The sequence below is a fragment of the Lysobacter sp. GQ73 genome, assembly GCF_059758755.1.
The window spans coordinates 77,955-98,492 of the sequence record NZ_JCAXEE010000001.1 but is presented as its reverse complement, the minus strand read 5'-3'; the positions used below and the strand labels follow the sequence as shown (position 1 = coordinate 98,492).

The following is a 20,538-nucleotide window of genomic DNA, read 5'->3' as shown; positions in this document are numbered from 1 at the left end:
GCGCACTCGGAATGGCGCGCCTGCGGAGCACTGTAGGAACGAGGGGCGTAAAGGCGCCATTCGCGACGCCGGCGGCGGCGTAAAACCGGCGTCAATTCGTGACGGGTTCGCTGCGTACGGTTCGCTGGAAAGTTCGCTTGGATGACGGTGTTTGCGCCGCGGTCTGCGTTTCGATGTCGCGGCTTGCGCCGCTCCTACCCAAGAGCCGCGCAGCAAAGGGGTAGGAGCGGCGCTAGCCGCGACCGGGCCTTTGCAAGATCGCGGCGAAAACATCGGCAAGGGCGATCGTTACGCGGCATCGGCAGCAAAGACGACCGCGCCCTCCCCTCACCCGTGAATCTTCTCCCCGCGCGCCAGCATCGCCACGAATTTCTCGATCCGGCTCGCGCGCGTCTCCGGCTTCTTCGCCGTCTGCACGCGCCACAACACCGCATAGCGGTTGGTCTTGTCGAGCTGCTCGAAAAACGCGCGCGCCTTGGGCTGCCGGTCCAGCGCCTTGGCCAGGTCGTCGGGCACTTCGATCTTGCTGGCCGAATCGTAGGCCGCGTCCCAGCGCCCGTCGGCCTTGGCCGCCTCGACCTCGCGCAGCCCGCCGGTGGCCATGCGGCCTTCGGCGATCAGGCGCTCGACCTTGCCGATGTTGATCTTCGACCACAGCCCCTTGGGGCGGCGCGGGCTGAAGCGCTGCAGGAAGAAGCAGGCGTCGAAGCTGCGCTTGAGCCCGTCGATCCAGCCGTGGCACAGGGCCACGTCGAGCGCCTGCTCGTAGTTCACCGTGACCACGTTCTGGCCCTTCTTGGCGATCTTCAGCCACACCCCGCTCGCCTCGGGATGGTCGAGCAGCCATTGCTCGAATGCGGCAGCGTCGTCGAAGACGATGATCGGCGATTCGTCGAGTGCGGCCATGGGGTCAGTCCTGTGCGGCGTCGAGCAGACGGTAGGAGGCGGACAGGCGCTGCTCGCCCTGCCACGGGTCGAACACGCGTACCTCGACCCGGTGTTCGCCGGCGGCGGCATCGGTCGGCAGCATCGCATTCCACAAATGCGCCGACGGCGTGGCGATGGCGGCGCGGTCGTAGCCGCGCAAGCGTTCGGCCTCGTCGTCGCGCGCGTTCTCGGCCAGCACCGCCGGGTCGGGTTGCTCGATGCGCCGCATCGGCTTCCACTCGCCCTGGTCGATGCGGTACTCGACCCGGCTGTCCTCGCGGCCCATGTAGACGTTCGCGAACACGCCGCGGACCGGGTAGGAGCCGCGCCGCACCGCCTTCGGCAGATACAGGCGCAGATAAGGACTCGCAGCCCGGCCGCTGTCGCTCTGGCGCGCCGGGAACCAACGCAGGCCATAGCCGGCGTCATTGCGCACCGACAGCCGCGCATAACCGTTCGGGGTGCCGTCGCTCATGGTCGTATCCGGGATGCCCTGAGCATCCTTGACCCCGGACCAGAACGCGCCGCAGGCCGCGCCGACGTTGTACTCGTGCAGCGGTTTCGCGCCCTGCCAACCGTCGGCGGCGTCGTGGAAGACATGCCGCTGAGTGTGGCTGTGGCCGCTGAGCACCAGAACGTTCGGGAACTCCTTCAGCAGCGCGAACAAACGCTCGCGATCGGCCCGGCGGAAAGTCTCGCGGCCCGACGCCGCGTCGAACAAGGGGATGTGCAGGGCGAGCACCAGCAGGCGCTGTTTCGATGCGCCGGCCAGATAGTTTTCCAGGAAGGCGAACTGGTCCGGACGCAGGCCGCCGATGTAGTCGGGCTTCCCGCCCGGCTGATAGACCACGTCGTCGAGCACCACGAAATTCGCCTGCGACTCCTCCCAGGCGTAGCTGTCCGGCCCGTAGACATGGCGGAAACTCAGCAGCGAGTCCTCGTCGCGCGTCGCGTCGAAATCCAGGTCGTGGTTGCCCGGCGCATGCAGCCACGGCACCCCGAGGCGGGCGGTGACCGCATTGAGCTGCGGGTACAGCGTCAAATCGTCGTGGGTGATGTCGCCCAGGCTCAGTCCGAGGTCGGCCACGCGCGCGCCGGCGCGGCCGGCAAGCAGCGGTTCCACGATGTCGCGGCGGTAGTAGTCGACATCGGTCGCGGTCTTGGTCTGCGGGTCGGCGAACACCAGCACGTCGAGCGCGCCGGCCGGCTTGCGGCGCTCGGGAATCAGGCCGTAGTCGCGGCAGCCCATCGCCACCGGCATGCCGCCGTACTTCAGCGCCGGCCCGTCCTGCAGCCGCACGTTGAGCCAATAGTCCGGCAGCCCGCTGGCGCGATTCGCCAACCGGTAACCGGCCGGTTTGATCAGGAACTGGCTGCGGTTATCGCGCAGCGGCAACCGGAACCTGCCCTGCGCGTCGGTGACCGCGATGCGCTCGCCGTCGGACACCCGCTGCCCCGGCAGCCCGCGCTCTCCGGCATCGCGCCGACCGTTGCCGTTGCGGTCCTCGTACACGCTGCCGCCGTCGCAGGGCCCCGCCTGCGCCAGCGAGGTGGCGGGGACGGCCAAAGCGAACCACAAGGCGGCGGACACGGACGGACGCATGGAGGACTCCGGAATGAGCGCTCATTATGCGGCGATCGCCGGCCCGGACCGAGGCCGGCGGCACGCTGTGGGATGAAGGGATGGGGGACGAGGGGAAGGGCCGGCATTGTGTTAACCGGTGGTCAGCCGCCCTGGGAACATTCACCGGTGATGCGGGTGCGACGGCGCTTGCGGGTCCGCGGTCGCGGCTTACGCCGCTCCTACAGGGATGGATTCGCGGCTTTGGGTTGCCAGGCTGCTCTTTGCAGGAGCGACATGCGTCGCGACCGCGGAACGCGTGGAGATCTGAAGGCCGTCGTCATCCATCAAAGCGGCGCGCTTTCGCCAGGGGTAGGAGCGGCGCAAGCCGCGACCACGTCGTTACGGTCTTGCGGCGCGCAATTCAAGAAAGATCTCGATCCAGATCAAGATCAAACCCAAAGCTTCCGCCACTAAAGCGGCGGGTTACTTTCTTTTGTCTAAAGCAACAAAAGAAAGGTAACCAAAGAAGTTGCTTCTTTTTGAACCAAGGGCCCGCGCGAACGGTGCTTTCGCGGTGCTTTTTCATACGGGACATCCCTGTCCCGATGAAAAACGGCGCGCATCCCTGCGCGCCGCCCCTCCGGGTCTTCCATGGCCTTCGCTAGTGCGGACCCGCGCACAGCAACATCAACCCAGTATCAATGTCGACATCAAGAGTTACCGCCACAGCTAAAACAGGAAATCGGAGAACGGCGACGCCCTCCCCTGTAGGAGCGGCGTAAGCCGCGACCGCGAATCTGCGGCCGCCGGCGCGGGTGCGGGGTTGCTCGGTCGCGGCTTACGCCGCTCCTACAGTGGACGGTACGCGGCGCCGTTGCCGTTGCCGTGACTTTGATTTGCCTTGCTCTGCCGCTTTGCCGGTCAATTGAAGACCCGGAGGGCGGCCCGCAGGGATGCGGGCCGTGCGCAGGCAGGCCATGGATGGCCTGTCTGGAGCATCCCTGCGTCGGCTTCGATCGTGCGGGCCTTTGATTCAAAGAAAGCACTTTTCTTTGGTTACCTTTCTTTTGTTGCTTTAGACAAAAGAAAGTAACCCGCCGCTTTAGTGGCGGAAGCTTTGGGGTTGATCTTGATCTTGATCTTGATCGAGATTTTAGAAAGAAACGCCGCAAGACCGTCACGGCGATGTCGCGGCTTGCGCCGCTCCTACCCCTGACGGGCTGCCGCCGGCATCGGCGCGAGGTTGAAGCGGTGCGTGCGACTTACGCCGCTTCTGGAAAGGGGACCAGCCGCTGAGGACCCACCCAGTCACGCCGCGAGGCCGCGGCTGCGCGGTCGCGGCTTGCGCCGCTCCTACCGTGAGAGCGGATCGCGGGACCGGCGATGCGAACACTCCAGGACGAACTAATCGCCCTGCGAACCCCGGTGCGGCTTGCCATGCCGCTCGCGCAGCACCGCCACCGCGTCGCCCAGCGACAGGCCGCGCGCGCGCAGCAGCACTTGCAGGTGGAACAGCAAGTCGGCGGCTTCGCCGCACAGGGCGGCATCGTCTTCGGCCACCGCGGCCAGTGCGGTCTCCACGCCTTCTTCGCCGACTTTCTGGGCGATCGAACGCACGCCCTTCTCGAACAGCTTGGTGGTGTAGCTGCCGGCCGGGCGCTCGCGTTCGCGCTCGGCGATCAGGCCGTCGAGTTCGCCGAGAAAGGCCGCGGCGTCGGCCGGCGCGGTCGGGAAGCAGCTGTCGCGGCCGAGATGGCAGGTCGGGCCGTGCGGACGCGCGCGCACCAGCAAGGTGTCGCGGTCGCAATCGGTCTCGATCGAAACCAGGTCGAGGTAGTGACCGGAGCTTTCGCCTTTGGTCCACAGCCGCTGCTTGCTGCGGCTGAAGAAGGTGACGTGGCCGCTGTCGAGGGTGCCCTGGAGCGCGGCGCGGTCCATGTAGCCGAGCATCAGCACGCGCAGGTTGGCCGCGTCCTGGACCACCGCCGGCAGCAGGCCGTCCTGCTTGTCCCAGGCCAGGGCGTCGATCTGCTCCGCGCTCAGCGTCGCGGACGCTGCTACCGGAGGATTAGTGGAGCTGTCGGACTGGGACACCCTGCTCTCGCAATGCTGCTTTCAAGGCCGGAATGCGGATGCTGCCGGAGTGGAACACGCTCGCGGCCAGGGCCGCGTCGACGTCGGCCTGCAGGAACACCGCGCCGAAATGCTCGATCGCGCCGGCGCCGCCGGAAGCCACCAGCGGCACCTCGCAGATCGCCCGCACCGCGGCGAGTTGTTCGAGATCGTAACCGCTGCGCACGCCGTCGCTGCCCATGCAATTGAGCACGATCTCGCCGGCGCCGCGCCGCTGCGCCTCGACCACCCAGTCCAGGGTGCGCCGGGCCAGAGCCTGGGTGCGGGTGGGGTCGCCGGTGTACTGGCGCACCCGCCATTCGCCGTCGGGGTCGCGCAGGCTGTCGATACCGACCACCACGCACTGCACGCCGAACTCCCCGGCGATCTCGCCGATCAGCTCGGGTCGCTCCAGCGCCGGGGTGTTGATCGAGATCTTGTCGGCGCCGGCGTTGAGCACGCCGCGCGCGTCGTCGACCGAGCGGATGCCGCCGGCGACGCAGAACGGTATGTCGATCGCGCGCGAGACGCGCTCGACCCAGTCGCGGTCGACGCTGCGGCCCTGCGGGCTGGCGGTGATGTCGTAGAACACCAGCTCGTCGGCGCCCTCGTCGCGATAACGCAACGCCAGCTCGACGATGTCGCCCATATCGACGTGGTCGCGGAAACGCACGCCCTTGACGACGCGCCCGTCGCGCACGTCCAGGCAGGGCACGATGCGCCGGCTCAATCCGTTCAGCATCGGCGCACCTGGCGCAAGGCATCCGTCAGTTCGAACCGGCCTTCGATCAGCGCCTTGCCGAGCACCGCGCCGGCGCAGCCGACGCCGTCGGCGGCGACGATGTCGGCGATGTCGCGGATGCCGCCGGACGCCTGCAGTTGCACGTGCGGGGCGACCTCGTGGATGTGCCGGTACAGGTCGAGGTTCGGCCCGGCCAGGGTGCCGTCGCGGGAGACGTCGGTGCACAGCAGGTGGCGCAGGCCGGCCTGGGCATAGCGTTCGAGCAAGGGCTCCAGGCGCACGCCGCTGTCCTCGGTCCAGCCGGCCACCGGCAGTTCCCAGTCGCCTTCGCTGTTCTGGCGCACGTCCAGGGCGATGGTGATGCGGTCGGCGCCGAAGCGCTTGAGCCAGCCGATCACCAGCTCGGGTTCCTTGATCGCCAGCGAACCGACCACGACCCGGTCCGCGCCGGCGTCGAGAATGGCCTCGACGTCGGCCTCGCTGCGCACCCCGCCGCCGGTCTGCACGCGCATCCAACTGGAGGTGGTGATCGCGCGCAACAACGGCGCCAGGGTATAGCCGCCGTAGCGGGCGGCGTCGAGGTCGATCAAGTGCAGCCACTTGGCGCCGGCCTCGGCGTAGCGCGTGGCCAGGGCGAGCGGCTCGGTCTCGTAACGGGTTTCCTGGGCGTAGTCGCCCTGGTGCAGGCGGACGACCCGACCGTCGCGAACGTCGATCGCGGGATATAGCGTGCTGTTGCCCATGTTCACGCCTCCAACGCCAGGAAATTGGCGAGCAGGCGCGAGCCGACGGCGGCCGAGCGCTCCGGATGGAACTGGGCGCCGTAGCAACGCCCGCGCCCGGCGACCGCGGTGAAGCTGCGGCCGTAGCTGGCGCTGGCCAGGGTGTCCGAGGTCAGCGGCGCGGCGTAACTGTGGACGAAATAGGCTTGGTCGCGCTCGCCGATGCCGGTCAACAATCCCGGGGCGCCGGTGGGCGTTTCGCATTTGTCGAGGAAATTCCAGCCCATGTGAGGCACACGTACTCCTGGTCCTGATTGCAGCCTGGTGATCCGGCCCGGAAGGAGTCCGAGGCACTCGACCTCGCCCTCCTCCGAGGACTCGTACAGCAGCTGCATGCCCAGACAGATCCCGAGCAACGGCTGCTGCAAGCGGCGGATCGGATCGACCAGGCCCCGTTCCCGCAACCGCGCCATCGCGGGGGCAGCTGCGCCCACGCCCGGCAGGATCACGCGATCGGCCGAGGCGATCGTTGCGGGGTCGGCGCTCAGGATCGAACGCGCACCCAGCCGCTCCAATGCATAACGCACCGAGCCGATGTTCCCCCCACCCGAGTCGACGACTACCACCCACGACATCACAGGACCCCTTTGGTACTCGGCAATTCGCGACCTTCGCGGCGGATCGCCTGGCGCAGCGCGCGCGCCACGGATTTGAAGCAAGCCTCAACTTTGTGGTGATCGTTATCACCTTCTACGTTCAGATTCAGGTTGAGCCCGGCGGTTTCGCACAGCGAACGGAAGAAATGCGCGACCAGCTCGGTCGGGAAATCGCCGACCCGCTCGCGCGCGAAGGTGCCGGAAAACACGAAATACGGGCGGCCGGAGAAATCCAGCGCCGCGCGCGCCAGCGTTTCGTCCATCGGCAATACGATCGTATGTTGGCCTGGTGTGCTTTCTCGAAGTGTGTTTTCCGCAAATGTGCTTTCTTCGGTTGCGGCCCGCTGAAGTGTGCTTTCCTCGCCCGCACGCTCCGAACCGCCCGCCGCCGCCGCGTCGAAGCCGTAGCGGCCGATGCCGCGCTTGTCGCCGAGCGCCTCGCGCAGGGCCTGCCCCAGCGCCAGCGCGCTGTCTTCGATGGTGTGGTGCTCGTCGATGTGCAGGTCGCCCTCGCAACGCAGCTCCAGGGCGAAGCCGCCGTGCTTGCCGATCTGTTCGAGCATGTGGTCGAAGAAGCCCAGGCCGGTGTGGACCTTGGGTTCGGCGGCCCGGTCCAGGTCGACCGCGACCTCGATCCGGGTCTCGCGGGTGTTGCGCTGCACCCGCGCGGTGCGCGGGCAGTCGGCCAGGGCGTGGGCGATGCCGGCCCAGTCCCACTCGCCGCCGAACTGCTCGGTGCGCAGTTGGAACGCGCGGATGCCGAGGTTGGCGGCGAAGCCGTTGTCGGTCTCGCGGTCGCCGACCATCGCCGAGCGCGCCCAGTCGATGCCGCGGTCCTTCAACAGCGGCAGCGCCAGACCGATGCCGGGCTTGCGGGTCGGCAGGTTCTCGGCCGGGAAACTGGTGTCGATGAGCACCTCGCGGAACACGATGCCCTGGCTTTCGAACACCTGCATCATCAACTGGTGCGGGCCGTCGAAACTCCAGCGCGGATACGCCTCGGTGCCGAGGCCGTCCTGGTTGGTGACCATCACGAACTGGTAGCCGGCGTCGCGCAGCTTCAGCATCGCCGGGATCACCCCGCGCACGAAACGCAGCTTGGCGTAGCTGTCGATCTGGAAATCGGCCGGCTCCTCGATCAGGGTTCCGTCGCGATCGACGAACAGGATCGGCGTCAGCGCGCTCATGCCGCCACTCCGCGCATCTGCGCCGTGCGGGTCAGCACCTCGATCACCGCCGCATTCTGTTCCGGCGTGCCCAGGCTGATGCGCAGGGCGTTGCCGAGCTGCGGCGCGGCGCGCATGTCGCGCACCACCACGCCGGCGTCGAGCAGGCCGTCGAACGCCGCTTGGGCATCGTCGAAACGGGCGAGCAGGAAGTTGGCCTGCGAGGGATAGACCTGGAGCACCCCGGGCAAGGCCTGCAAGGCCGCGTACAGGCGTTCGCGCTCGCCGATCGCGGTGACCACGCGGGCCTTGGTGGTGTTGCGCGGCACCTCGGCCAGGGCGCGCAGGGCCAGGTTCACGCACGGCGTGGGCAGCGGATACGGCGCCTGGCAGCGCTGCAATGCGGCGATCAGCTCGGCGTCGGCGATCACGCTGCCGATCCGCGCCGCGGCCAGCGCGTGCGCCTTCGACAGGGTCCGCAGCACCGTGATATTGCGGCGCGCGGCGAGCAGGCTCACCGCCGAGGGACCGTCGGCGAATTCGAGGTAGGCCTCGTCGACCACGACCAGGGCGCGGCCGCGCAGGCGCAGGGCCAGCGCGTCGATCTCGGCCAGCGGCAGCAAGGTACCCGAAGGGTTGCCGGGCGAGCACAGGAACACCAGCCGGGCCTGCTCGCGCTCGGCCGCCTCGGCGACGGCGGCGAAATCGCAGGCGAAACCGGCCGGCGTGTCGCGCAGGGCGACTTCGACGGCGCGGGTGCCGTGCAGGCGCGCGTTGACCGCGTACATGCCGAAGGTCGGCGGCGTCAGCACGATGGCGTCGCCGCCCGGGCGGCACAGCGCGCGCACCAGCAGATCGATCGCTTCGTCGCTGCCGCGACCGGCCAGGAGCTGCTGCGGCTCGCAGCCGTACAGCCCGGCCAAGGTCTCGCGCAGGCGCTGCGGTTGCGGGTCGGGATAGCGGCGCACCGAACCTTCGCCGTCGGCGACGCTCGGCCAGGCGGCCTCGTTGGCGTTGAGCCAGACCCGGCCGCTGCGCTTTTCGCTGCGCGCCGAGCTGTAACCGGCGAAGTCGCGCAGGTCTTCGCGCAACAGGTTCAGGGGGTTGTCGTCGTTCATGTCGATCCGGTCCGTTGCGTTCGCGCCGCTCATGCCGCCACCGCCCGCAGGCGTATAGCCACCGCCTCGCGATGCGCGTCCAGGCCTTCGGCCGAGGCCAGCTCGACCGCGCACGGCCCGATCGCCAGCAGGCCGCGCGGCTGCACTTCCTGCACCGTGATCGCGACCTGGAAGCTGGCGACGTTGACGCCGCTGGCGTAGCGCGCCGCGCCGCTGGTCGGCAGCACGTGGTTGGTGCCGCTGCAGTAATCGCCCAGCGCCTCCGGCGCCCAGTCGCCGAGGAACACCGAACCCGCGGCCTCGACTTCCGGCAACCGCTCGCGCGCATCGCGCAGGGCCAGGATCAAGTGCTCGGGGGCGTAGCGGTTGCTGACTTCGAGCGCGCGTTCGATCGAATCGACCCGGATCGAACGCGAGGATCGCAGGGCCGCACGCGCGGTGTCGGCGCGCGACAGCCGGGCCAATTGGGTCTCGAGTTCGAGGTCGACCGCATCGAGCAGGGCCTCGTCGTCGCTCAGCAGCAGCACTTGCGAGTCCGGGCCGTGTTCGGCCTGCGACAACAGGTCGGCGGCGACGAAGTCGGCGCGCGCGCCGGCATCGGCGATCACCAGCACTTCCGACGGCCCGGCCGGCAGGTCGATCGCCGCCCCGCCCTCGATCAGCGCGACCTGGCGCTTGGCCTCGGTGACGTAGGCGTTGCCGGGCCCGAACAGCTTGTCGCACTTGCCGATGCTTTCGGTACCGAAGGCCATCGCCGCGATCGCCTGGGCGCCGCCGAGCTTGAACACCCGGGTCACCCCGCAGCGGCGCGCGGCGTAGAGCACCGCCGGGTCGGCGCTGCCGTCGCGGCGCGGCGGCGTGCACAGGGCGATTTCGCGGCAACCGGCCAGGTCGGCCGGTATCGCCAGCATCAGCGCGGTCGACGGCAGCGGCGCCGAGCCGGCCGGCACGTACAGGCCGACCCGGCGGATCGGCCGCAGGATGCGTTCGCAGCGCACGCCGTCGGCGGTGTCGATCGCATACGGCTCGGTCATGCCGGCGTCGTGGAACAGCGCGATGCGTTCGGCGGCCTCGTCGATCGCCGCGCGCAAGGCCGGCGTGAGCGAGGCCTCGGCGGCGTCGAACTCGGCCGCATCGACCGCGAAGCGCTCGGGCGCGGCGCCGTCGAAACGTTCGGCATACCGGCGCAGCGCGGCGTCGCCGTCGCGGCGCACCGCTTCGACGATCTCGGCCACCGCGGTCGCGGTCGAGGCCCGGGTCTGCTGGGCGGGACGGCGCAGCGCCTGTTCGCGCGCGGCTTCGTCGAGCGCATTCCAGTCGAGGCGTTGCATCTTCGCGGTCATGCCAGCATGCCCTCGACCGGCACCACCATCAGCCCGCGCGCGCCGGCGCGCTTGAGTTCTTCCAGCCGCTGCCAGGTCACCGCGCCGTGGCACAGCGCCTGCAGGGCCACGCCATCGCCGTTGTCCAGGCTCATCACCGTCGGCGGTTCGGCATCGGGCAGCAGCGGCAGCAATTCGTCGAGCAGATTGCGCGGCGCCTGGAACATCAGCAGCTTGCTGTTGCGCACCCGCAGGGCGCCGTCGAGGCGGCGCAGCAGCAGGTCGGCCAGTTCGCCGCGCACGTCGTCGAAGCCGACGGCCGGGCCGGCCAGCACCGCCTCGCTTTCGATCAGGGTCTGCACCGGCTTGAGCTGGTTGGCCGACAGGGTCGCGCCGCTCGACACCAGGTCGCAGATCGCCTCGGCCTGGCCCAGGCGCGGGGCGATTTCGACCGAGCCCGACAGCAGCACGACCTGGGCGTCGACGCCCTCGCCGGCCAGCCACTGCGACAGCAGCGCCGGATAGCTGGTGGCGATGCGCTTGCCGGCCAGTTGCTGCGGGCCTTCCCAGTGCCAGGCCTCGGGCACGGCCAGCGCCAGCCGGCAGCCGCCGAAACCGAGCGCGCGCCACTCGCGGAACGCCGATTCGCGGCCGTTGCCGCGGCGGTCGCCGTCCTGTTCGAGCAGGACGTTGCGCCCGACCACCCCGAGGTCGCAGACGCCGTCGGCGATCAGGCCGGGAATGTCGTCGTCGCGCACCAGCAACAGGTCGACCGGCAGGGTTTCTCCGTAGCAGAACAAACGATCGCGGCTCTCGCGCCAGCTCAGCCCGCAGGCGGCCAGCAGCGCACGCGCCGGCTCGGCGAGACGGCCGGATTTCTGGATCGCGATGCGCAAGCGGTCACGCGCGGCGGCGCTGGCGGGAGGGCTCATGAACGGGTCTCGGAAGGGGGCGGTCGATGCGGGAAAGAGGCGGCAGGCCGATGGCGGCGTGCCCAGGGGAAGCGCGGAAGGCGCGAACGGGGTCAGCGATGTCGCGTGGCGCGCCGGTGCAGGGCCGCGCCGTAACCGCCGGTGCCGCGCTCGAGCACGCGGGCGACGCGCCCGATCGTGGTCACGCTGACCTGGGTGCGGTCGTGGATCTCGCGATACGGCACGCCTTCGTTGAGCAAAGGCACGACCCGCCAGCGATCGCTCATCGCCTCCAGCTCGGCCGGCGTGCACAGGTCCTCGAGGAAGGCCCGCACCTGTTCGGCGCTGCGCAGGCCGGCCAGGGCCACCGCCAAGTCGGCGATCGCATCCTCGGTCTGCTCGGTGTCGTTGGCGCGGCGCTTCATTGCGGAGAACTCGGTCGGCTGGGCGGATGGGGTGCAGGGCGGTCGACCGCGGCCGGAAAGGCTGCGGGCCGACGCCCGACAACTGAATGCATTAATGTACTAACGCGTTAATACATTATCGATCCGGCCGACTTTCGTCAAGCCGGCCTGTCGCGGCGATGAATTGCGTTAAGACTCAGATGCGCCCGGACCTGCGCCCCTGGCCGGGGTCGAGGCGCCGCGCGACCGCTGCCCCCCGACGCTCCCGCCACCGCGACGCAACGGCCTGTGTCCGCCACCGCCCACGGAAGATGAATACCAACCCTGCCCTCGTCGCCGCACCGAGCCGCCCCGCCTCGCCCCAGCGCCGCTGGGCCGGGTGGGCCTGGCTCTGCCTGCTCGCCGCCACGCTGTTCGCGCCGGCCTCGGCGCAGAGCGTGCTGAACCTGGAGCGCAGCACCCGCGAGGTCGAGCTCGCGCCGTTCACCCGTTACTACCACGACACCGGCGGGCGCCTCGACCTCGACGGCGCGCGCCGGGCGCTCGCCGAAAAGCGCTACCGGCCGCTGCCCAACGGCAACGGCTCGTTCGGCTTCCAGCGCGGCGCTTACTGGTTCCACGTGGCCGCGGTGAACCGCAACGGCGAGGTGCCGCGCTGGCTGCTGGTGCAGCAGTTCGCACTGAGCGACCGCCTCGACGTCTACACCCGCACGCGCGACGGCGCCTCGACCCACCAGATCGGCGGCGACAGCCAGTTGTTCGCCTCGCGCGCGATCCGCTACCGCCATCCCAATTTCTGGATCGACCTGCCGGCCGACCAGCCGGTCGACATCTTCGTGCGCGTGCGCAGCGACAGCTCGATGCAGGTGCCGCTCACGCTGTACACGCCGAGCGCGTTCACCGAACTCGCGCGCGACGCCCAGTTCGGCATCGGCCTGTACTACGGCATCCTGGTCGCGCTGTTCTTCTACAACCTGGTGCTGTGGCTGAGCCTGCGCGATTCCAGCTACTTCTGGTACCTGTTCCACATCTGCGCCTTCGGCCTGGTGCTGCTGACCCTCAACGGCCTCGGCTTCGAGTACCTGTGGCCGCGCTCGCCGTGGCTCGCCGACCACTCGGTGCCCTTGTCGATCTGCCTAGCCCAGATCGGCATGCAACAGTTCGCGCGCAACTTCCTCAGCCTGCGCCGGCGCTGGCGCTTCGGCGACTACGTCGGCCTGGGCATGATCGGGTTCTTCGTTCTGCTCGGCATCGCCGCGACCCAGTTGCCCTACCGCATCGCCACGCCGATCGCCTCGGCGGCGGTGTTCGTCAGCATCGCCTGGATCGCGGTCGAAGGCATCGTGGTGATGCGCCGCGGCTACAAGCCGGCGCGCCTGTTCCTGCTGGCCTGGTCGGCGTTCCTGCTCGGCACCGGCATGTTCGCGGCGATCGCCTTCGACCTGCTGCCGAAGATGTTCATCACCGAATACGGCGTGCAGATCGGCTCGGCGCTGGAAATGCTGCTGCTTTCGGTCGCGCTGGGCTATCGCTACGCCTCGCTGCGCAACGAGAACGAACGCATCGTGCGCGAGGCCAAGGAGCAACTCGAACACAAGGTCGAGCAGCGCACCACCGAGCTGCGCAGCACCCTGGCCCTGCTCGAGGACGCGCATGCGCGCCTGCGCGAGACCAGCCAGCGCGACGGCCTGACCGGCCTGCACAATCGCAGTCATTTCCGCGAGGCCTTCGAGGCCTTGCTGCACCGCTCGCGGCGCCAGCATCGGCCGCTGGTGCTGATGATGATCGACCTGGACCACTTCAAGCAGATCAACGACCACCACGGCCACCTGGTGGGCGACGAATGCCTGCGCTGGGCGGCGGGCCTGATCGCGCAGATCCTGATCCCGCACCACGCTCTGCTGGCCCGTTTCGGCGGCGAGGAATTCGTCGCGGTGCTGCCCGACCAGGACCTCGATGCCGGCGCGCAGGTCGCCGAGGCGCTGCGGCTGCGCCTGAGCTCGCAGCCCTGCCCCAGCCGCAGCCACGACATCCCGGTCACCGCCAGCATCGGCGTGCACGAGATCGCACCGGATGCGGACATGGGCGTGGAAGCGGCGTTGCAGTTCGCCGACCAGGCCCTGTACCTGGCCAAGGCCGACGGCCGCGACTGCGTGCGAGTGTGGGGGGCGGCGGTGCAGGCCTGAGCCGGAGACGGCGATTGCGCGGACCGCGCGATGCGGCTCAGCCCCGCAGTCGCCAACTGCGCGTCACCGGCCGTACATCACATCGGACCGCAGCGCGTACTTGACGCCTTCGGGCACCGCGGCGCCTTCGTGCCAGGTGTCGTGCACGAACAGCAGGCCGGCGCCGGTCTTCGGCACCACCTTGAACTGGCGGAAGTCGGTCTCGCCGCCAGCGAAGTCGTCGTTGAGATACACCAGCAAGGTCAGCCGGCTCGACCGGCCGTCTTCGCTCCAGGGGCCGTCCTTGTGCATGCGGAACCGCTGGCCCGGCGAGTATTTGTAGAAGCGCAGCGCTCTCGGCAGGCCGGCCGCGCGCTCGCCCTCGAGCACCGGCAGTTCGAGCGCGGACAACCGCTGCCACAGCCGCTCGACCCAGGCCGGCGACTCGAACACCACGCGTTCGTTGTTGCGCACGTGCTGCAGGCTTTTCTGCTCGCCCGACGGGCTGCGCACGCCGGCCGATTCGAAGCCGTGACCTTCGGCGAGCGCGATCAAGGCCTCGCACTCGGACGGCGCCAGCAAGCCGTGGACGCTGAAGACGCGGACGCTGTGGAAGATCGTCTGCATCCTGGGCTCCTGCCGGGGAACAACGATTCGGTGGCGATCCGGTGATGTCGGTGCCGGAGGCACAGCGGCCCTCACCCCAACCCCTCTCCCGCCAGCGGGAGAGGGGCTTTGGCGTAGGTGTCGCTCAGTCCTGCATCGCGGCGCGCGCCGCGGCGATCAGGGTGCCTTCGTGGATCAGTTGCACGGCGGTGGCGACTTCGCCGTCGAGCGCGCGGTCGCGGTCGAGGAAGGCGATGGCTTCGCGCAGCCTGGCGTGCGCCGCGGCGACCGCCTTGCCCGGACGGAACTCCTCGGCGGCCGCCAGTTCGGCGCGCAGGCCTTCGACCTCGGCGAGGAACCCCGGGTGATCGGCGCTGTCGCCGATCGGGCCACCCGAGACCTTGCTCGCGAGCGTCTTGGCGTCGGCGCGGTCGGCCAGATCCCGGGCGGCGTTGATCATGTCGCGGCGCAGGTCCAGCGCCTGGGCGGCGGTGTACAGCTCCAGCGCGAGCACCTTGCCGAGGTCCTCGGTCATCGCCAGCACGTGGCGGGCCTCGTTGGCGCCCATCGAAACGTGGTCCTCGGCGTTGGCGCTGGTCGGGATCGAATACACCGAGGCCGGATGCGCGCGGCTGGCGAGATCGTTGACGATGGCCGCGGCGGTGTATTGCACGATCATGTGGCCGGATTCGGTCGCGTCCTCGTTGCCGATCAAAAAGCCCGGCAGGCCGTCGTTGGTGGCCGGGTCGACCAGCTTGTTGAGGCGGCGCTCGGAAATGCTCGCCAGCACCGGAATCGCGGCCTTGACGTAGCTCATCGCCAGCGCCAGCGGCATGCCGTGGAAATGGCCGGCCGAGATCACCTGCTCCTCGACGTGCTCGGCCTGCGCGTCCGGGAACACGATCGGGTTGTCGGTCAGCGAATTGAGTTCGATCTCGAGCACGCGCGCGGCCTGGGCGATGGCATCGCGCACCGCGCCGTGCACCTGCGGGATGCAGCGCAGCGAGTAGCTGTCCTGCGGCTGGTGCTTCTTGCCGCCGCGGAACGGACGGAAGCGGGTGTAGAACTTCTCGCGGCCGTGGCGCTGGCTGAAGGGCACCCAGTCCCAGCCGATGTCGAAGCTGAGCTGCTGCGACTGTTCGGTGTCCCAGCTCTGCGGCAGCCAGGGACGGAAGCGCGGCACCAGGTGATAGGGAATGTCGGCGAGGGTCGAGCCTTCGAGCAAGCGGCGCAGGTTGGCGGCGACCTCGACCTGGCCCGGGTGCGGACGCAGGTCGTGCACGGCCTCGGCGAAGGCGCCCAGGCGGCCGGCGAAAGCGTCGATGGTCATCGCCGCGGCGAGGTCGGCGGTGTCGAGCAGATCTTCCAGGCGGGCCAGCGCGAGCACGCCGCAGGCGAGCATCTGCGCGGTGCCGTTGTTGAGCGCCAAGCCTTCCTTGTAGGACAGCTTGACCGGGGTCAGCCCGGCCAGCTGCAGCGCTTCCGCGCCCGGCATGCGCCGGCCGTCGTAGTAGGCTTCGCCGCCGCCGAGCAACACGATGGCCAGGTGCGACAACGGCGCCAGGTCGCCGCTGGCGCCGACCGAACCCAACTGCGGCACCACCGGCACGATGCCGGCGTTGAGCATCGCCGCGAGCGCCTGCAGGGTCTGCACGCGGATGCCGGAGTGGCCGCGCATCAGGGTGTTGATGCGGATGCACAGCATCGCGCGCACGATCTCCGGGGCGAACGGCTCGCCGACGCAGACCGCGTGGGTGACGATCAGGTTGCGCTGCAACTCTTCGTGCAGGGTCTCTTGATTGCGCTTGGCGCCCGGCAACTGGTCGCGCAGGTGGTGCGCGCCGAGCAGCCGGTCGGCGTTGCTGCCGAAGCCGGTGGAGACGCCGTAGATCGGTTCTTCGCGGCGCACCTGTTCGGCCAGGAAGTCGGCCGCGCGGGCCACCGCCGGCAGTTGCGCCGCGGCCAGTTCGACCTGGGCGCCGTAAGCCACGGCCACGAGCTGCGAACGCGTCAGCGAACGGCCATCGAGTTGGATCTTGTTCAAGTTGTAACCTCGCCTCGCACCCTGGCGATCATCTGAACGGCCGCGCTTACGCCGCGAACGGCGCAGCCCGGCCGAGCGTACTCGGGAGTCGGTGCGTCAATGAAACGATGGGAACCGCGGCGGCGTCATGGCGCCGCGGCATGGAGTCGGCCCGCACCCGCGCCGGATCGCGATCCGGTGCGGGACGAACCACAGAATCGGCCGCGGACGCGAACCCGCTCGCCCGCCGCCGCGGCCCCGCCGTGCAGCAGGCCGCCGCGCGGATCGTCCGATCCGCCGCGCCGGCCCGGCCTGCACGGGCCGGGGTCACTTCATGACCCGCGACTGCTCCAGCTCGACCCGCAGCGTGCGCGCCAGCTCGGCGCGCGACACCTCGAACTGGTCTTCGCGGCGCAGGTCCTTGACCGTCGCCGTGCCCTTGGCGATTTCGTCCTCGCCCAGCACCACCACGAAGCGGATGCCGGCGCGGTCGGCGTACTTGAACTGCTTGCCGAGCTTGGAGGTCTCCATCACCACTTCGGTGTTGAGGCCGCCGTGGCGCAACTCGTTGGCCACCGCCAGGCAGTGCGGCAGGTGCGCGTCGTCCATCTGGGTGACCAGCACCTGCACGCTGCTGTCGGCGGTGCTGACCAGGCCGGCTTCCTGCAACTGCCAGAACAAACGGGTCAGGCCGATCGAAATGCCGACGCCCGGCAGCTTGGACTTGGTGTAGTGGCTGGCCAGGTCCTCGTAGCGCCCGCCCGAACAAATCGAGCCGATCTGCGGGAAGTCGTCGAGGGTGGTCTCGTAGACCGTGCCGGTGTAGTAGTCCAGGCCGCGCGCGATCGAGAAGTTGAGGGCGTAGTTCTTTTCCGGCACGCCCAGCGCGCGGATCAGCTCCAGCACCTCGCGCAGCTCGGCCGCGCCTTCGCGCAGGGCCTCGTTGCCCTCGCCCAGCGCGGCCAGCCTGGCCAGCGCGTCGGCGTGCGAGTTCGAACGCACCGCGACGAAGTCGAGGATGGTCGCGACCGCGTCCGCGGCCAGGCCGAAGTCCGGCCCGGTCAGGGTTTCGCGCACGTAGTCGGGGCCGCGCTTGTCGAGCTTGTCGACCTCGCGCAGCACCAGCGCCTGCAGGCCGCCGTCGGCGACGCCCTGGGCCTCGAAGAAGCCGCGCAGCAGCTTGCGGTTGTTGAGCTGGATCGTGAACGGCCCGATGTCGAGCTCGGAGAACACCGCATAGATCGCCGCCGGCAGCTCGGCGTCGTAGCGCACGCTGAGGCTGTCCTTGCCGATCACGTCTATATCGCACTGGTAGAACTCGCGGAAGCGGCCGCGCTGCTGGCGCTCGCCGCGGTACACGCGCTGCATCTGGTAGCGGCGGAACGGGAACGCCAGCTCGTGCTCGTGTTCGGCCACGTAGCGCGCCAGCGGCACGGTCAGGTCGAAGCGCAGCGCCATTTCAGGCACCCCGCGCTCGCCGGACTGCGCGCTCTTCTCCAGCGAGCCGGTGGACTGGACGAAATAGACCTGGCGCTCGGTTTCGCCGCCCGACTTGGTCAGCAGCACCTCCGACAGCTCCATGACCGGGGTTTCCACGGGCAGGAAGCCGAAACGCTCGAAATTGCGCCGGATCGTGTCCAGCATGCGCTGGAAGGCGATCTGGTCGCGGGGCAGCAGCTCCATGACTCCCGGCGGGGTACGAGGCTTGATCAAGCGGAACTCCAATACGTCGGCCGCGCCGACAACGAGCTGGGGGGTTGGAAAGCGCCACAGTTTAACGGCCGCCCCCGCTCCCTGCTCGCCCGATCGACAGACCCCTTGCGCCGGCCGGGGGTGAGTCGCTAGAATTTGCGGCTCAGCAGTCGGGGTGTAGCTCAGTCTGGTAGAGCGCTACGTTCGGGACGTAGAGGTCGCAGGTTCGAATCCTGTCTCCCCGACCAATGCTGAGAGTGTTTCTGACTAAGCCGGCCTTGCGCCGGCTTTTTCGCGTCTGCGCATCCGGCCCTTCCGCGCATGGCCTCGCCCCACGGCCGGAGCGGGCCGGCAGGCGACGCGACGCGTGTGCAGCCGCGCCTGCGCACCGCAGACCCGGACGCCTTCCCTACTGCGACGGGAGATTCGAAGGATGTCCCCGGCCGGCCCGACTCCCGCGCACCCGGGCCAAGCCCTCGGCCGTCCGAGGGGCCGGCAGCGCCCGTGACTACAGCTCTTGTCCGAACATGAGCCGATGGCCGTCGATGGTGCGGACACCGAACTCGCGCATGCCCCAGGGCTTGTCCGACAGCGGCTGAGTGAACTCGGCGCCCGCAGCCCGGTATTCGGCGAACAGGGCAGCAGCGTCCGACACGGTCACGTAGCCGTACCACGAATGGTCGCCCAGCTCCGCCGGCGGAATCGCGTCCGCGCATTCGCCGAGCATCACCCGGAAACTTCCGCGGGACAGAAAGCTCCAGCCGGGCGCGGTGAAATCGATGCCCAGGCCGAGAACGGACACGTAGTAGTCGGTGGACCGGGCCAGGTCGAGTACCGCCAGCGTGTAGCGAACCTTGGTGAAATCCGACATCGGCATCTCCTCGCCATAAACCGCGTTGCTGCCCGCGCTAACGAAGCCGCAGGACTGCGCCCTCGCGCCCCGGCGTATGCAAGCTCAGGCGTGGCCTCGGCTCCCTCGGCTCTCGCACTGCGGCACCGCGTTCGGGCAACGAGGGCGCCCCGGTCTCCGGGGCGCGCACCTGGCATTGCCGGCGCTCGGCAGGCTTGGCCGTCATGCGCCGGCGCTGCGCCGCTCAGCGCAGCGGGAACGGCAAGGGGTTGGTGTGGTGCACGACGATGTTCACCACGCTCACCCGGCACTGGTAATGCAGCAGCGGCACGACTTCGTTGGCGCCCGGGTCCGGCCAGACCTGCGAGCGGTAGACATCGCAGATCGACTGCGCGAATGCACCCTGCCCGCGATACGCGAACAGGATCGCGTTGTCCCACAACTGCCGGAAATACACCACCGAGTCGGGGGACGGAGCCACCGCGGAGGCACTGCCCGCACTTACGAGCGTCGAGGCGCCGAGCGCCGCGGCCAACACCAGCTTCAATGCATTCATTGTCTTGATACTCTCCATGTGATTGACGATGAAACGACGGCACAGCGCCTGTATAGACGAGGCAGTGCGGCGGCATCCCTTACCTCGAACCTCGTGGTTTGTTCGTTCCCGGATGCGCATCACAGGCGGAATGCGGCACCGGCCTGCCGCAGCTCATGGCCTCGCGTGGTGTCGGCAGGAATTTCGAGCGCATGCAAACGGCCGCCCTCGCCACAAGGCTCGCTGGCTCGGCCCAAGCAGACCCGGCCAGCCTCCGAAGACGCCGCCCGGTCGATTGACGATATGCGCATGGCGCGGCGTCGATGAGGCGTCCTAGCCGCTCGTCCGCGACAGCGCCGCCTCCACGGGCAGGAACTCGCCGACCCGGGCGAAGCCGTAACCCTGCTCGCGCAGGGCCGGCACGAGCCGGCGCACGATCTCGACGATGCCGTGACGGGCGTGGCCATGCTCGTCGTCGCCGTCGTGCAGCAGCACGATCGCGCCGGGGTGGATGCGCGCCAGCACCGACTCGACCACGCAGGACACGTAGCCCGGCGCCTGCGGTTCCAGCCAATCGCGCGGGTCGACCGACCAGCCGACCACGGTATAGCCCAGGCCGGCGAGCGCATCGACCTGCCCCGGCGCGATTTCGCCGTAGGCCGGGCGGAACAGCCGCGGCGCCTCGGCCACGCCGGCCTCGCGCAAGGCCGTCGCGGCCGGATGGATTTCGCTCGCGATCCAGTCCTCGACGCCGAAGCCGCGCGCGTCGGCATGGCTCAGCGAGTGGTTGCCGATCTCGTGGCCGTCGCGAAGGATGCGTTCGATCAAACCCGGTTGCGCGCGCGCGGCCTCGCCGACGCAGAAGAAGGTCGCGGCGACCTCGAGTTCGGCCAGGACCGACAACAACGCCGGCGTGGCGCGGCCGGGGCCGTCGTCGAAGGTCAGCGCCAGCCGGCGCTGGTCCGGCGATCCGCGGCCGAGGTAGCTGCGCGGGCGATCGGCGAGGAAGCGGTGATAGTCCAT

The 20,538-nt window shown here is 69.3% G+C and carries 19 protein-coding genes and 1 tRNA gene; 2 read left to right on the top strand and 18 right to left on the bottom strand.

What is annotated here, in order from left to right:
- Nucleotides 1–327: 327 nt before the first annotated feature.
- From AC6CH2_RS00400 to AC6CH2_RS00345, 12 genes are all read right to left on the bottom strand, one after another.
- Entirely contained in the window at nt 328–906 is a 579-nt protein-coding gene (locus AC6CH2_RS00400) for a YdeI/OmpD-associated family protein (protein ID WP_498267448.1), read from the bottom strand.
- Nucleotides 907–910: 4 nt separating this feature from the next.
- Nucleotides 911–2,530, bottom strand: a complete 1,620-nt coding sequence (locus AC6CH2_RS00395) for a calcineurin-like phosphoesterase C-terminal domain-containing protein (RefSeq protein WP_498267447.1) — start codon at nt 2,528–2,530, stop codon at nt 911–913.
- Nucleotides 2,531–2,912: 382 nt separating this feature from the next.
- Nucleotides 2,913–3,077 carry a hypothetical protein gene (locus AC6CH2_RS00390; protein ID WP_498267446.1) on the bottom strand — a complete coding sequence of 55 codons (165 nt, stop codon included), beginning with the start codon at nt 3,075–3,077 and terminating at the stop codon, nt 2,913–2,915.
- 818 nt (nt 3,078–3,895) lie between these two features.
- Complete coding sequence (gene hisIE / locus AC6CH2_RS00385) at nt 3,896–4,534, bottom strand: bifunctional phosphoribosyl-AMP cyclohydrolase/phosphoribosyl-ATP diphosphatase HisIE (protein ID WP_498268176.1); 639 nt, start codon at nt 4,532–4,534, stop codon at nt 3,896–3,898.
- 25 nt (nt 4,535–4,559) lie between these two features.
- Nucleotides 4,560–5,345 carry an imidazole glycerol phosphate synthase subunit HisF gene (gene hisF / locus AC6CH2_RS00380; protein WP_498267445.1) on the bottom strand — a complete coding sequence of 262 codons (786 nt, stop codon included), beginning with the start codon at nt 5,343–5,345 and terminating at the stop codon, nt 4,560–4,562.
- Nucleotides 5,339–6,088 (bottom strand): 1-(5-phosphoribosyl)-5-[(5-phosphoribosylamino)methylideneamino]imidazole-4-carboxamide isomerase, encoded by a 750-nt coding sequence (hisA, locus tag AC6CH2_RS00375; RefSeq protein ID WP_435394807.1) that lies wholly within the window; start codon nt 6,086–6,088, stop codon nt 5,339–5,341. Before hisA ends, hisF begins: the two co-directional genes overlap by 7 nt.
- 2 nt (nt 6,089–6,090) lie before the next feature.
- Nucleotides 6,091–6,702: an imidazole glycerol phosphate synthase subunit HisH gene (gene hisH / locus AC6CH2_RS00370; RefSeq protein ID WP_435394808.1), complete on the bottom strand. Its 612-nt coding sequence runs from the start codon at nt 6,700–6,702 to the stop codon at nt 6,091–6,093.
- Entirely contained in the window at nt 6,702–7,901 is a 1,200-nt protein-coding gene (gene hisB, locus AC6CH2_RS00365; protein WP_498268175.1) for a bifunctional histidinol-phosphatase/imidazoleglycerol-phosphate dehydratase HisB, read from the bottom strand. Before hisB ends, hisH begins: the two co-directional genes overlap by 1 nt.
- 5 nt (nt 7,902–7,906) lie before the next feature.
- On the bottom strand, nt 7,907–9,013 hold the full coding sequence (hisC, locus tag AC6CH2_RS00360; protein WP_498268174.1) for a histidinol-phosphate transaminase: 1,107 nt from the start codon (nt 9,011–9,013) through the stop codon (nt 7,907–7,909).
- A 23-nt stretch (nt 9,014–9,036) separates the two neighbouring features.
- A complete protein-coding gene (gene hisD / locus AC6CH2_RS00355; RefSeq protein ID WP_498268173.1) occupies nt 9,037–10,338 on the bottom strand; it encodes a histidinol dehydrogenase in 1,302 nt (433 codons plus the stop codon).
- A gap of 8 nt (nt 10,339–10,346) precedes the next feature.
- Nucleotides 10,347–11,261 carry an ATP phosphoribosyltransferase gene (gene hisG / locus AC6CH2_RS00350; RefSeq protein WP_498267444.1) on the bottom strand — a complete coding sequence of 305 codons (915 nt, stop codon included), beginning with the start codon at nt 11,259–11,261 and terminating at the stop codon, nt 10,347–10,349.
- A 92-nt stretch (nt 11,262–11,353) separates the two neighbouring features.
- On the bottom strand, nt 11,354–11,665 hold the full coding sequence (locus AC6CH2_RS00345) for a YerC/YecD family TrpR-related protein (protein WP_498267443.1): 312 nt from the start codon (nt 11,663–11,665) through the stop codon (nt 11,354–11,356).
- Nucleotides 11,666–11,955: 290 nt separating this feature from the next.
- On the opposite strand from AC6CH2_RS00345, the gene AC6CH2_RS00340 reads away from it, so the two are divergent.
- On the top strand, nt 11,956–13,830 hold the full coding sequence (locus tag AC6CH2_RS00340) for a sensor domain-containing diguanylate cyclase (RefSeq protein ID WP_498267442.1): 1,875 nt from the start codon (nt 11,956–11,958) through the stop codon (nt 13,828–13,830).
- 63 nt (nt 13,831–13,893) lie between these two features.
- Here the strand turns inward: AC6CH2_RS00340 and AC6CH2_RS00335 are convergent, their stop codons facing one another.
- The 3 genes from AC6CH2_RS00335 to hisS all read right to left on the bottom strand — a co-directional run bounded on the left by AC6CH2_RS00335 (nt 13,894) and on the right by hisS (nt 18,151).
- A complete protein-coding gene (locus AC6CH2_RS00335; protein WP_498267441.1) occupies nt 13,894–14,436 on the bottom strand; it encodes a prolyl hydroxylase family protein in 543 nt (180 codons plus the stop codon).
- Between the two features lie 124 nt (nt 14,437–14,560).
- Nucleotides 14,561–16,459 (bottom strand): HAL/PAL/TAL family ammonia-lyase, encoded by a 1,899-nt coding sequence (locus AC6CH2_RS00330; protein WP_498267440.1) that lies wholly within the window; start codon nt 16,457–16,459, stop codon nt 14,561–14,563.
- Between the two features lie 306 nt (nt 16,460–16,765).
- Complete coding sequence (hisS, locus tag AC6CH2_RS00325; protein WP_498267439.1) at nt 16,766–18,151, bottom strand: histidine--tRNA ligase; 1,386 nt, start codon at nt 18,149–18,151, stop codon at nt 16,766–16,768.
- Nucleotides 18,152–18,301: 150 nt separating this feature from the next.
- Between hisS and AC6CH2_RS00320 the strand changes: the two genes are divergently transcribed.
- Nucleotides 18,302–18,378 (top strand) — tRNA-Pro (locus AC6CH2_RS00320).
- 260 nt (nt 18,379–18,638) lie between these two features.
- On the opposite strand, the gene AC6CH2_RS00315 is transcribed toward AC6CH2_RS00320, so the two are convergent.
- The 3 genes from AC6CH2_RS00315 to AC6CH2_RS00305 all read right to left on the bottom strand — a co-directional run bounded on the left by AC6CH2_RS00315 (nt 18,639) and on the right by AC6CH2_RS00305 (nt 20,538).
- A complete protein-coding gene (locus AC6CH2_RS00315; RefSeq protein ID WP_498267438.1) occupies nt 18,639–19,001 on the bottom strand; it encodes a VOC family protein in 363 nt (120 codons plus the stop codon).
- 223 nt (nt 19,002–19,224) lie between these two features.
- A complete protein-coding gene (locus tag AC6CH2_RS00310) occupies nt 19,225–19,536 on the bottom strand; it encodes a hypothetical protein (RefSeq protein ID WP_498267437.1) in 312 nt (103 codons plus the stop codon).
- Between the two features lie 312 nt (nt 19,537–19,848).
- The gene (locus AC6CH2_RS00305) at nt 19,849–20,538 is read right to left on the bottom strand and encodes a polysaccharide deacetylase family protein (protein WP_498267436.1); all 690 of its coding nucleotides are present in this window, start codon (nt 20,536–20,538) and stop codon (nt 19,849–19,851) included.

Excerpts from the sequence above, each read along its gene's own strand:
- AC6CH2_RS00340 (WP_498267442.1), top strand. The coding sequence starts at position 11,956 with ATGAATACCAACCCTGCCCTCGTCGCCGCACCGAGCCGCCCCGCCTCG.
- hisH (WP_435394808.1), bottom strand. The coding sequence starts at position 6,702 with ATGTCGTGGGTGGTAGTCGTCGACTCGGGTGGGGGGAACATCGGCTCG.
- hisF (WP_498267445.1), bottom strand. The coding sequence starts at position 5,345 with ATGCTGAACGGATTGAGCCGGCGCATCGTGCCCTGCCTGGACGTGCGC.
- hisA (WP_435394807.1), bottom strand. The coding sequence starts at position 6,088 with ATGGGCAACAGCACGCTATATCCCGCGATCGACGTTCGCGACGGTCGG.
- hisG (WP_498267444.1), bottom strand. The coding sequence starts at position 11,261 with ATGAGCCCTCCCGCCAGCGCCGCCGCGCGTGACCGCTTGCGCATCGCG.
- AC6CH2_RS00345 (WP_498267443.1), bottom strand. The coding sequence starts at position 11,665 with ATGAAGCGCCGCGCCAACGACACCGAGCAGACCGAGGATGCGATCGCC.
- AC6CH2_RS00400 (WP_498267448.1), bottom strand. The coding sequence starts at position 906 with ATGGCCGCACTCGACGAATCGCCGATCATCGTCTTCGACGACGCTGCC.
- AC6CH2_RS00390 (WP_498267446.1), bottom strand. The coding sequence starts at position 3,077 with ATGAAAAAGCACCGCGAAAGCACCGTTCGCGCGGGCCCTTGGTTCAAA.
- hisD (WP_498268173.1), bottom strand. The coding sequence starts at position 10,338 with ATGCAACGCCTCGACTGGAATGCGCTCGACGAAGCCGCGCGCGAACAG.
- AC6CH2_RS00335 (WP_498267441.1), bottom strand. The coding sequence starts at position 14,436 with ATGCAGACGATCTTCCACAGCGTCCGCGTCTTCAGCGTCCACGGCTTG.
- AC6CH2_RS00395 (WP_498267447.1), bottom strand. The coding sequence starts at position 2,530 with ATGCGTCCGTCCGTGTCCGCCGCCTTGTGGTTCGCTTTGGCCGTCCCC.
- AC6CH2_RS00310 (WP_498267437.1), bottom strand. The coding sequence starts at position 19,536 with ATGAATGCATTGAAGCTGGTGTTGGCCGCGGCGCTCGGCGCCTCGACG.
- AC6CH2_RS00315 (WP_498267438.1), bottom strand. The coding sequence starts at position 19,001 with ATGTCGGATTTCACCAAGGTTCGCTACACGCTGGCGGTACTCGACCTG.
- AC6CH2_RS00305 (WP_498267436.1), bottom strand. The coding sequence starts at position 20,538 with ATGGACTATCACCGCTTCCTCGCCGATCGCCCGCGCAGCTACCTCGGC.